Source organism: Arthrobacter sp. GW822-FHT05G07 (genome assembly GCF_058799755.1).
The window spans coordinates 26,547-37,664 of the sequence record NZ_JBXALT010000011.1; the positions used below are offsets into that span (position 1 = coordinate 26,547).

Here is an 11,118-nt window from a genome sequence, read left to right on the forward strand (position 1 = left end):
AACACGACAAAGGAGAACATCATGCACAACGTGACCTTGAACAACGGCGTGGAAATGCCCATCCTGGGCTTCGGCGTCTTCCAGATCCCGGACGAGGAGACCCAGGCGGCCGTCGAAGCCGCGATCGCCGCGGGCTACCGCCACTTGGACACGGCCGCCTCCTACGGCAACGAAGAAGCCGTCGGGGCCGCGATCAAAGCCAGTGGTGTGGCCCGCGAAGAGCTCTTCGTCACCACCAAGCTCTGGATCCAGCACGCCCCCACCGGCAACGTGCAGGACGACAGCAAGCGCGCATTCGAGAACTCCCTCAACCGCCTCGGCCTGGACTACGTGGACCTTTACCTGATCCATCAGCCCCTCGGTGACTACTACAGCGAGTGGCGGGCCATGCAGGAGATCAACAAAGAAGGCCGCGCCCGGGCAATCGGCGTCTCCAACTTCCACCCTGACCGTCTCGTGGACCTCATCGACCACAACGAGATCGTCCCCGCGGTCAACCAGATCGAAACTCACCCCTTCCACCAAAGGGCAGAGGACCAGGCCCTCATGATCGAACGCGGGGTGCAGATCGAATCCTGGGGCCCGTTCGCCGAAGGCAAGAACGGCATCTTCACCCACGACACCCTGACCGCGATCGGCAACGCCCACGGCAAGTCAGTGGCCCAGGTCGTGCTCCGCTGGCTCATCCAGCGCAACGTCGTCGTGATCCCCAAATCCGTACGCCCCGAACGCATGGCCCAGAACCTCGACGTCTTCGACTTCACCCTGACCGAAGAGCAAATGACCGCCATCGCTGGCCTGGACACCGGCGACAGCCAGTTCTTCGACCACCGCGACCCGGCCATGGTCGGGTGGCTCGGCGGCCGCCGCTACAACTAGACCCAAGCCGCGAGGCGCCGTCTCAGAGCAGGCAACCACGGTCAAGAACGCACCCATAAAGCCACCGCCCACTCCTGACCAACTGGAAAGATCCATGGAAACCACCACCGAAGGAACCATAGGCCGGCGTTCGGTTCTGCGCTCTGCGACGGCGCTGGGCGCAGCGGTGGCGACCGCCGCAATCACCGCCTGCACCCCGAACGGAAGATCAACCCCCGTGCCCCCGCAAAACCAAACTGCATCCCGCGCCGATCCAGGCACCACAGGTGCCGGCAACCGGATCCTGCTGGCGTACTTCTCAAGGGCAGGGGAAAACTACTACTACGGCGGCCGCACAGATCTGGACATCGGCAACACCGAGGTCCTGGCCGGCATGATCAGCGAGCTCATTCCCTGCGATGTCCACCGCATCGAAGCCGCCGACCCCTACCCCGAAAGCTACGACGCCACCGTCGCCCGCAACGTCCGCGAACAAAACGCCGACGCCCGCCCTGCCATCGCCAACCCATTACCGGCCATCGACCAATACGACGCCATCCTGCTCGCCAGCGGTATCTGGAACGTCCGGGCACCCATGATCATGGCCACCTTCGCCGAAAGCTACGACTTCACCGGCAAAACGATCTATCCCATCACAACCCACGCCATGAGCGGGATGGGCAACACCATGCGGGACTACACCACGTCGTGCCCCGGCGCGGTGATCCGACAAGGACTGGCGGTCAAAGGAGAAGAAGTCCAAGAAGCCGGACCGAACCTACATTCATGGCTCCAAAGCTCCGGACTCCTCGGAAACTAGCACTGGCGCGCCCGCCAACCCGACCCCACCCAGGAGACTAAACACATGAACGAACCAACCCAGACCCGCGCGCAACAACTCATCGGCGACTTCGCCCCTAAAATGGTCGAGCTGACCGACGACGTACTTTTCGGAGACGTATGGGCCCGACCGGAACTTTCTCCCCGGGACCGCAGCCTGGTCACGGTCGCCAGTCTGGTCACCAGCGGCAGCACCGAACAGCTCCGCGGGCATCTGAGCCGGGCCAAAGACAACGGCCTCACCGAAACAGAACTCAAGGAAATCATTATCCACCTGGCCTTCTACGCCGGGTGGCCGAAAGCCATATCAGCCATCACCGTTGCAAAGGACGTTTTCGCTTCCTGAACGGATGGTCCTCGCACTAAGGCGACCAAAGGCCCAAGTGTCCCGGGGAAACCACGCACCCTGCAGGACAGGGTGAAGGCGTTGTCACCCCGATGGCAAAGTCACCACCACCCCTGTATTGCTACACACTTAGGTGTCCCACTTCCTTGACTTCGGGACTACGGCTGATGAGCTAGCGGTCCACCAGTCATCAACCGGCCATCCGGCAGTGCTTAGGAATCCACCCTGTTCTGAGTCTTGGAAGCTGGCCGCGGTAGCCGTGGGCTAGGCATCGAAGTGTGTCCGCACTCGAGGGTCGTGTGAAAGTGAAGCGACCACTGACGCCGCGATGTCACGGAGTTTGACGTTGCGGGTGCTGGAGGCGATCTTCAGGATTGTCATGGCCGATTCCTGGTTGCACCGGTTTTGCGCCATGATGGCACCGGCCGCCAGATCGACGATCGTGCGCGATTCCAGGGCAGCGACGAGATTGGTTTTCGCGTCAGCCAGTTGGCTGATCTTCACGGCGAGACGGAGTGCTTTCGATGCGTGATAAGCGTAAGCCTCCACAGTGTCGATGTCCTCACGGCTAAAGCCCTCGATACGGGTGGAGTACAGGTTAAGGCTCGCTTCGGCCTCCCCTGCCAGGGCCAGAGGCACTGAAAGACTGGACCCCACGCCGGCCTCCAGCGCGGCCTCCGTGTAGGAAGGCCAACGGTGTTCTTCGGTCAGGTCCGGGATATGTACGACGGCTTGGGTGCGGATCGCTGACAAGCACGGACCGTCCCCGGCACGGTACTGGATTTCATCGAGCCGGACAGCTCCTTCTTCGCTGCTGGCCACCGTTACCGGCTTCTTTCGCTGGATCAGCGTGATGCTGCAGAAGGCAATGGCAGGGTCGGTCAGAGTAAGCGAGGTGAACTCGGCGAGTTCGTCCAGCATTTCCCTCACGTCCTCGGTCTTCAGGACGAGGTCCTGCATTCGGTCGACAACAAGATCGGAGGGCATTAAGCGTGATTCGAGGGCCATGACGGCCTCATTCCTCATTGGGCCCTGACAACAACCCTTGACGGGGGACACCGGAGGACGGAAAGCAGCCTAAAGCGGCTGTCCCCTTGAGTATGCTCCGCTAGCTCACCAATAGCCACAGCGCCGTCGACACCGCCCCTGCCACAAGTAGCCACCACCCACCCCAGCCACGGTCACTCACCCCTGCTGGTGTACCACTTCCTTAGAACCGGGACGCTCCCTCATCGATGGTCGCAGTCCGGCGGGGATTTGCTGCGCCACCAGCAGCCGGCCTTCGCCTAACATTTCAGTCCCAGATGTTGTCCCAAATCGTCTGCTGTTTGACCGCAGTCACAATGACAACTTCCGGCACAGTTATCTCTGTGGCTCAGGAGTCCATGGCCAGGAGACGTTAGAGGTAGCGCGACTGGTTCCGAGGATCTTTCCGATGTCTGCCGGCTTGAGCCCGTGAGCCTTCAGCTCACGCGCCCGCTTGACCTTTTCATGGTCGGTAGTTTCCTCCGGCGTCCCGCTCTCCGTCTGCTGGCAGCTGCAGCCGCCATGCCGGCCTTGGTGCGTATGGAAAGTTGGTCGCCTTCAAGCTGGGCGAACGCGGAATGATGGTGACCATCGCCGTGGCCATCGCTCCCCCAACGGTTCCTATCAAAGGATTTTTTGATGATGCCCATGGCAAAAGCTTTCACCGTGCTTGACCCGTCAGGGGTCATAAAGCCCCCAGACTGACCGCAATGAAGGTTCGTGCGCAAAACCAAGCACAGTCCGCCAGAAGCACCACAGTATCCAGGAAATGGACTCATCGCTGCGCAGCCATTCCAGGGTCCCTTGCCGCGCATCGTACAGAACTTTCTGGAAACGCTCCACGCCTCAGGCGCGGACATCATGTTGTGAGCGTGGCCCGGAAGCATGAATAGGTGTTGGCCACCCACGACCAACCTGACAGCATCAGGAACGAGGACCACAAACCCCTATCGCACAGCCAGCGGAGCGTCCGTCAGCCAGGACACTGACCCGGTAACCACACACCCGAACAGGCCCTCGCGGCGGCCAGGCCGCAGCCGCGAACCAGAGTCAGAGGGACTGACCACCAAATCTGTCACCACGTTAACAGCAAAAACCCCTCTGACGAGGGGGTATGCCGTGCCCGAGGTGGGACTCGAACGGGATTCCAAGCCTTGCGAACACTAAGAAGTGGCGGAAACATGCGGAATCCCGGCCAGTCCGGCGGCGGAACGAAGCAGTCCGAGGTGGAAAGTGTGGACATTGTCCACACCCCCTTTCGGGGGCGGTGGAGGACTACCGGGGCACCAGATGCCTGGAAATCTCGGCGGCAGCGCGCGGCAGGTCGAGAGTACCCGCAGCGACTCCGACGACGAGGTCGAAGCCTTCATCCGTCGTGAAGTCATGCCGGTAACCGTTGATCCACAGCAGCAGCACCATGAGCGTCCACGCCGTCCGCTTGTTGCCATCAATGAGTGGATGAAACCTGGCGACCGACTCCAACAAGGCTGCAGCCTTCACCGCGAGATGCGGATAGGCCTCCGCGCCCATGACAGTCGTAGCCGGCCTGGCCAATGCCGAAGCCAACAGCCCGACATCACGGATATGAAAGCCGTACCGATCAACTACCTGAAGGGCATCCTCAATGTCCAGGTACGCTGTCACGCGTCTTCAAGGCGCTTCAGCAGATCAGCGTCATGACTCATAACAAAATCAAGGCCCCCGCTAATGTCACGCCGGCGCGCGTGGCGCTGCAGAACCAATTCGGCCCCCTGCAATAGGAGTGCGGACTTGGACGTGTGTTCCTCGGCAGCCAACTTCTCCAGCCGTCGATCAAGGTCCTCAGGGACACGGAGATTCATAGCCATGAGACCCATGGTACCAAACCGGTACCCTTACGGGCCGGAATGAAGACATTCTCCACCGAGGGAAGTAAAACCGATAACGGCGCGTATGTCAGAACCAGAAGCAGTTCCCTGACTGGTTCCGGCACAGCGATTCCGCCAATCGATGCCACATGCCGAAGACTAGGGCGGCACGCGTCATGACGCCCCACCTCAGCATGCCCATGAATAGCCAGAAGCAACAACGCTGTTTGCCATCCTGATGTCCCGATCATCGCTGGATGGGGCCTCCGCGCCACCAGGGGCTGACATTCGAGCGCCGATCTGGAAACTTAGTTCGGCGCTTTTACGTCGCTTGGCCCCTTCCGAACTCTCCGGGGCTGCCCGCGTCCCCGGAGTTGCACTCTAGCCACTTACCAGCCCACAGGTCCCCTATCTCAACGGCCACAACACACGCACAAAGGAAAAGGACAATGAATGCGCTCACCATCAAAGACCCAGCAGACCTGCTCAGCTTCATCGGGCACACCCTAGGGTTTTGGCCCCAAGAGAGCCTGGTCTGCATCACTCTGGACAAAGGCAAGGTCGGCGCCACCCTGCGCATCGACCTCCCCCGATACCCCGGAACTGAACTCCCCTACGCCCGAACCGTCAGCAGCTACCTCACCAGTGACACCAGCGCGAGCAGCATCGTGTTCGCCCTCTACACCTCACAGCGCTGCCAACCAGGCCAACCCAAGCCCCACGCGGCCACTATCGCAGCGCTCACGTGGGTCCTCGCCGAAAACGGCATCACCATCCGCGACGGAATCTTCGTCAGCGACGACGCCTACTCCCCCTACGACACTGAACCCGGCCAAGACATCTGCATGCCCATAAGCACCACCGAATACAGCCGCGTCAACGCCGAATTCATCTACCGCGGCAGCACCATTGAACCCACCAACCAAGTAGTCCTCCCAGCATCGACCCACAAAGCAGACCACGCCACCACCGTCGAAAACCGCCTGAATACGATCCGCACCCAGGCCCCTCAAGAAGCCGCGCTTCAAGCCAGCCGACTCTGGACAGCCATGCTGGACTCAAACGACTTCCCCTCCAATGACGATTGCGCCACCCTCATCGCCTACTTCCAGTTTCCGCACATCCGGGACCGGCTCATGGCCGACATCCCCGGCATCAACGAACCACCCCAACACATCCTCTTCGCCCAAACCCAGACAGCACCCAAATGGTCACGTATCGAGTGGGCCCAACAACTCCTCCTCCACGCTTACACCAGAACCAGCCCACAACACGCGGCACCCATCCTCACCACCATCGGCTACATCAACTGGTGGGAAGGCCGGGGATCCAAAGCGCACCAATTTATGCAACTCGCCCTCGACACCGACCCGGGCTACCGCTTCGCCAGGCTCACCGACCAAATGCTCGGAGCCGGCATCATCGCCGGCTGGAACACCAACAAAAACACCGCCTACAAAACCAGACTCGACATGCCGTAAGCCACTTTTGACCCACCCCGAACAGGTTTACCGACACTCCGTTATCGGTGTTAAAAGCACGGAGCAGAAGTTGCTGCGAGAACTCCCGTCCCATGGCTGACTCCGCGTTTACTCAGATCAGCATCGCAGGTATCGGGCACGCATGATCGGGCCCTAGCTACCTGAAAACACGCGGCAGAGCGAGGAAACTCCAAATCATTTTGTTAACACTTTTGTTGCGAATCGGATCGTGACCTGCTTCACTAAGGGAGTTCATTCCCCGAAGACGCTGGAGGTCCCCTTTGGATACGACATCCCCTGTAGCAAAAAGCCCAGACCGAGATCCCGCAGAAGCAGTCGCTGATGGCCGTCAGGTTTCGTTGTCAACCGTAGAGATGCGCCGCATCCTTGCTTCGAGTTTCATTGGCTCAGCCATTGAGTTCTACGATTTCCTGCTCTATGCGACGGCCTCGTCGGTGGTTTTTGCGTCCCTGTTCTTCGCCGATTTCGGGGAAGGGCTTGCCTTGGTCGCATCGTTCGCGACGCTGGCCGCCGGCTACTTGGCCCGCCCACTCGGGGGCGTCATCTTCGGCCACTTCGGCGACCGACTCGGCCGAAAGACTGCTTTGGTCGTGTCCATGGTGATGATGGGAGCGGTGACCGTCATTGTGGGGCTGATGCCGCCCGCCGCGCAGATCGGCATCATTGCCCCCATCTCCTTACTGGTCCTGCGTGTGATTCAAGGCATCGCCGTCGGGGGTGAGTGGGGAGGCGCGGCGCTGATGGCGCTGGAACACGCACCCAAGGGGAAGCGGGGATTCGCCGCGTCCTTTGCCAATGCCGGCGGACCAGCGGGAGCGGTGCTGGCTACCTTGGTGATGTCCCTCATGACCATCCTCACTGGTGATCAATTCATCGTATGGGGATGGCGCATTCCCTTTGTCCTCTCGGCTGTACTCATCGTTGTGGGGCTCGTCATCCGCCTTAAGGTTTCTGAGTCGCCCGTATTTCAAGCTCTCGAGCAGGAAAGCACGAAGCGACGCCTTCCGATTGCCGAAGTGCTGCGGCACCACCTCAAACCTGTCCTGATTGGTCTCTTGGTGGCCGTCAGCGTCTATACGACTCAGTCCCTGGTGACGGTGTGGGGCGTTTCGGTCGCTATCGAAGCCGGTGAAGACAAGACCTGGGTGCTGAACTGGAAGGCGGCCGGTTCCCTTGTCATGATCATCGCGTGCTTCGTCTCAGCCCGGATCAGCGATCGAGTGGGCCGCACGCGGGCAATCTTTGCGGCCTGCCTGCTGACGGCGATCGCCGCTGTACCAATCACCTTCTTGCTCGGATCCGGTCAACTGGCTCTCTTCGCTGTGGCCATTGTGTTCGGCCAGGGCATCGTTCAGGGGGCAATTTACGGTCCCATCTCCGCCTACATCGCCGAACTCTTCCCGGCGGAAGTACGTTACACCGGCGCTTCTTTGGCATACCAAGGTGCCGCTGCTTTGGGAGCCGGCCTAATGCCTTTGACTGCCTCGGCCCTGATGCTGCTCCCCTCAGGCGGACTGTGGTGGATCGGAGCCCTCTGGGGTGGGATTGCCGTTGTCAGTGCCGTTGTAGTCGCGGCGAACGCCCGCCGCAGCGGCAACTCGTCCGCCCAGGAAAAAGCGTCAACGATGGCGCCCCCGGCATTGTCGGCAGCTCGGGCAAAATAAAACAACCGCGAGACCGCGACACCCTGTGATTCCGGTGGGAATCTGCCGGGATCACAGGGCGTCATCCCTCAGCTCAGAGACGCGGACGGGAAACCCGTCGGGCCATTGTTTGAAGGAGCGCTTCGGACGCTGAACGCAGTCGGACACCGCGGGGGCTACCTCTGCCTGGACTGTCGGCAATCGCAACTTTGCTCATGCTGTCGCGGAGGAACATCCGTACCAGCCCACCCGCGGCGCGGAAAGTTTCCAACGGGGCCCTGGCACTCCCCCTTCACGCTGGTCAGTCACCGGGTGGAATTAGGCATTCGCTACTTGTGAGGCTCAAGGAATTCCAGTCACACATACAGCTCCACAGTCCCGTCACAGCTTCACTAAAGGGCTGGGACAGGCCGGGGCCGTAGTTTCGATGGTATGAACAAGCCCACTTCTTCCGCACCCTCACTCTCCCGCCGGACGCTCCTCGGCAGTATGCCTGTCGCCGCACTGTTCGCCCTATCAGCATGCTCGTCAAACTCGTCCACAAACACTTCAACCGCAGCCCCCACGGCAACTGCCGCCACCGGAACAACGGCCGACACCGCAACAGCAACCTCAACGGGTAGTGTCACTTCACTCGCGCAGGCGTTCCAGGCGACCCTGGGCGCCGATCTTCAGACCCAGCTGCTCCAGGAGTACAGCCTGGCCAACGCCAAGCTCTGGTCGAACCTGCCGCAGGCCTTGTTGGCAGGTGGCATGGGCGGCGGACCCGGCGGCGGGGGCGGCACCGGGCCACGAGTCGGCCTGTCCCTCGCGGACCTCAACGAAACCCAGCTCACCGCGTTCAACGCTTTACTCGCAGCAGCAACCGGCACCACCAAAGGCCTGGGCTACGACGAAATCCAGCAACACCTCAACGCCGATGACTACCTCGCGGCCAACGGAGGCGGTGACGACTACGGCCGCTCCGGCTACTACGTCGCGTTCCTGGGCACACCTTCTGATACCGGTACATGGGAGTTTCAGTTCGGCGGCCACCACCTCTCGGTGGCCAACACGTACACCAATGGCTGGCTGGCCGGGGCAACGCCGTCCTTCCGTGGGATCGAACCCAACGGAACGTTCGACCTGAACGGGACCAGCAACCAGCCCATGGCCGCCAAGGAAGCTGCATTCGCGGCCCTCCTCGCCGGACTGACAACGGACCAGCTCGCGACGGCAAAACTCAGCAAGACCTACAGCGACCTTGTCCTTGGACCCGGACAGGACTGGGCCTTCCCAACCGCGCACGAAGGCGTCCAGATCTCCACCCTCACTTCAGACCAGAAGAAGCTCGCACTTGCCGCCATTGCGGGCTACGTGAACGACATCGCGGACAGTGACGCAGCATCAATCCTCAAACGCTACGAAGCCGAACTCGACGACACCTACATCGCCTACTCCGGCAGCGTAGCGCTCACGGAGCAAAACGACTACATCCGCATCGATGGACCCTCGGTCTGGATCGAGTTCTCCATGCAGCGCGGCATCGTCCTGCCCGGCAACCACCCACACTCACTCTGGCGCGACCGCACCAGCGACTACGGCGGAACCAAGGCCTGATGCAGCTCACGTCCACCCACCCGGCGGCACCCGGGCCGCGTCCGGCCCTCGTGCGTTCCCTGATTGCCGCGCTGCTCATCCTGCTCGGGACGTTCACTTTCGGTGTAGCGCCTGCATCGGCGCACGTCCTGCCAAGTTCAACCGTGCAGCTGGACGTGCGGGAGGACGTGATCGATGCGACCACGAAGATCCCGCTCGATGACCTGGAAGCAGCAAGCGGGATCGATCTGGGCGATGAGTCCGCCGAAACCGTGGCCGTGCACTCGACAGAGATTTCTGCCTACTTGCTGGCACACTTTAGCCCCACCAGCGATTCGGGGGAGAAATGGACGCTGGCCCTCGGAGACCTTAACGTCGCCCAAGCTGGTGACACCGCTACCACCGGGCTATATCAGGAACTCGAGGCGACATTCACGCTCACGCCGCCCGCGGGGAGCGATGCCCGTTCCTTCAACCTCGGCTACGACATCGTGGTGGATCAAGTGGTCACCCACGTCGTCCTGGTGAGCGTGGCCTCGGACTGGGCAGTCGGCGTCGTGGACTGTGCCTATGAAGTCGGCGCCATCCGCTTGGACACAGCCTCCGGTGACGTACCGTCGCTGCATATCGACCTTGGTGCGGGGAACAACGCCAGCGGGTTCATGAGCATGGTGGTACTGGGTATCCAGCACATCGAGGAAGGAACCGATCACCAATTGTTCCTGCTCACGCTCTTAGTGCCTGCTCCCCTCCTGTCGTTCGGTCGGCACTGGGGAGGCCCCGCCCCGGTGAAGAAGGCCGTCCGTCGCATCGCCGGGATCACCCTGGCGTTCACCGTGGGGCATTCGATGACACTGGCCCTGGGCGCCCTCAGCGTTCCCGTACCGTCGGCGCCGATCGAAGCACTCATTGCCGTGAGCATACTCATCGCAGCTGTCCATGCGATCAAACCACTTTTTGCCGGACGGGAAGTTTTGGTGGCCGGGTTCTTCGGGCTCATCCACGGGCTTGCCTTCTCAGAGACACTCCGCGAACTGGACCTCACCGGCACCCGCCTGGGCCTGTCCCTGCTCGGCTTCAACCTGGGAATCGAACTGATGCAGCTGGCGGTTGTGGCCTTGGTTCTGCCACCGCTCATCCTGCTTTCGAAGGCAAGTGTCTACAATCGGCTGCGCCTTGGTTCAGCGGCCCTAGCTGGGGTGGCTTCGCTGGGATGGCTTGCTGCAAGGCTAGGGGTCCCTAACGTGGTCGCCGACGTCGCGGACAGCATCGGAGTACTGTCTGTGCCGCTGGTCGCAGTGCTGTGGGCTGCCGCTCTGGTCACGGCCGCGCGACAAAGAAGCCGAGCATCGACCCCAGAGACAGCCGCGGACAGTGGTTCGAATGGGATTACCGGTTATCGGCCGCCAGCCCGAATCGGCTCCGTCTCGGTCCACCAGTCACCCGGAGGCACCTCAGGCTGAGAGCCCAAGAAAGCA

At 61.4% G+C, this 11,118-nt stretch carries 10 protein-coding genes; 7 read left to right on the forward strand and 3 right to left on the reverse strand.

Annotation, left to right across the window (positions count from 1 at the left end):
• The first annotated feature begins 21 nt into the window (after positions 1-21).
• The 3 genes from AC1RJY_RS18315 to AC1RJY_RS18325 all read left to right on the forward strand — a co-directional run bounded on the left by AC1RJY_RS18315 (position 22) and on the right by AC1RJY_RS18325 (position 2,044).
• On the forward strand, positions 22-879 hold the full coding sequence (locus AC1RJY_RS18315) for an aldo/keto reductase (RefSeq protein ID WP_498602936.1): 858 nt from the start codon (positions 22-24) through the stop codon (positions 877-879).
• Between the two features lie 94 nt (positions 880-973).
• Positions 974-1,678: a flavodoxin gene (locus AC1RJY_RS18320; protein ID WP_498602937.1), complete on the forward strand. Its 705-nt coding sequence runs from the start codon at positions 974-976 to the stop codon at positions 1,676-1,678.
• 45 nt (positions 1,679-1,723) lie between these two features.
• Positions 1,724-2,044 (forward strand): carboxymuconolactone decarboxylase family protein, encoded by a 321-nt coding sequence (locus tag AC1RJY_RS18325; protein ID WP_498602938.1) that lies wholly within the window; start codon positions 1,724-1,726, stop codon positions 2,042-2,044.
• A 264-nt stretch (positions 2,045-2,308) separates the two neighbouring features.
• Here the strand turns inward: AC1RJY_RS18325 and AC1RJY_RS18330 are convergent, their stop codons facing one another.
• The 3 genes from AC1RJY_RS18330 to AC1RJY_RS18340 form a co-directional block, all read right to left on the reverse strand.
• The gene (locus AC1RJY_RS18330; RefSeq protein ID WP_498602939.1) at positions 2,309-3,052 is read right to left on the reverse strand and encodes a GAF domain-containing protein; all 744 of its coding nucleotides are present in this window, start codon (positions 3,050-3,052) and stop codon (positions 2,309-2,311) included.
• 1,293 nt (positions 3,053-4,345) lie between these two features.
• Positions 4,346-4,714: a type II toxin-antitoxin system death-on-curing family toxin gene (locus AC1RJY_RS18335; RefSeq protein WP_498602940.1), complete on the reverse strand. Its 369-nt coding sequence runs from the start codon at positions 4,712-4,714 to the stop codon at positions 4,346-4,348.
• The gene (locus AC1RJY_RS18340; protein ID WP_498602941.1) at positions 4,711-4,917 is read right to left on the reverse strand and encodes a ribbon-helix-helix protein, CopG family; all 207 of its coding nucleotides are present in this window, start codon (positions 4,915-4,917) and stop codon (positions 4,711-4,713) included. Before AC1RJY_RS18340 ends, AC1RJY_RS18335 begins: the two co-directional genes overlap by 4 nt.
• Before the next feature lie 449 nt (positions 4,918-5,366).
• Between AC1RJY_RS18340 and AC1RJY_RS18345 the strand changes: the two genes are divergently transcribed.
• The 4 genes from AC1RJY_RS18345 (at position 5,367) to AC1RJY_RS18360 (ending at position 11,103) form a co-directional block, all read left to right on the forward strand.
• Positions 5,367-6,398 (forward strand): DUF4192 domain-containing protein, encoded by a 1,032-nt coding sequence (locus tag AC1RJY_RS18345; RefSeq protein ID WP_498602942.1) that lies wholly within the window; start codon positions 5,367-5,369, stop codon positions 6,396-6,398.
• Between the two features lie 359 nt (positions 6,399-6,757).
• A complete protein-coding gene (locus AC1RJY_RS18350; RefSeq protein WP_498602943.1) occupies positions 6,758-8,083 on the forward strand; it encodes an MFS transporter in 1,326 nt (441 codons plus the stop codon).
• Positions 8,084-8,494: 411 nt separating this feature from the next.
• Positions 8,495-9,661: a DUF3500 domain-containing protein gene (locus AC1RJY_RS18355; RefSeq protein ID WP_498602944.1), complete on the forward strand. Its 1,167-nt coding sequence runs from the start codon at positions 8,495-8,497 to the stop codon at positions 9,659-9,661.
• The gene (locus AC1RJY_RS18360) at positions 9,661-11,103 is read left to right on the forward strand and encodes a HupE/UreJ family protein (protein ID WP_498602945.1); all 1,443 of its coding nucleotides are present in this window, start codon (positions 9,661-9,663) and stop codon (positions 11,101-11,103) included. The genes AC1RJY_RS18355 and AC1RJY_RS18360 overlap by 1 nt, the downstream gene beginning before the upstream one ends.
• Positions 11,104-11,118: the final 15 nt, after the last annotated feature.

Coding starts and splice junctions, on each gene's coding strand:
- AC1RJY_RS18315 (WP_498602936.1), top strand. CDS start 22: ATGCACAACGTGACCTTGAACAACGGCGTGGAAATGCCCATCCTGGGC.
- AC1RJY_RS18320 (WP_498602937.1), top strand. CDS start 974: ATGGAAACCACCACCGAAGGAACCATAGGCCGGCGTTCGGTTCTGCGC.
- AC1RJY_RS18325 (WP_498602938.1), top strand. CDS start 1,724: ATGAACGAACCAACCCAGACCCGCGCGCAACAACTCATCGGCGACTTC.
- AC1RJY_RS18330 (WP_498602939.1), bottom strand. CDS start 3,052: ATGGCCCTCGAATCACGCTTAATGCCCTCCGATCTTGTTGTCGACCGA.
- AC1RJY_RS18340 (WP_498602941.1), bottom strand. CDS start 4,917: ATGGCTATGAATCTCCGTGTCCCTGAGGACCTTGATCGACGGCTGGAG.
- AC1RJY_RS18345 (WP_498602942.1), top strand. CDS start 5,367: ATGAATGCGCTCACCATCAAAGACCCAGCAGACCTGCTCAGCTTCATC.
- AC1RJY_RS18355 (WP_498602944.1), top strand. CDS start 8,495: ATGAACAAGCCCACTTCTTCCGCACCCTCACTCTCCCGCCGGACGCTC.
- AC1RJY_RS18360 (WP_498602945.1), top strand. CDS start 9,661: ATGCAGCTCACGTCCACCCACCCGGCGGCACCCGGGCCGCGTCCGGCC.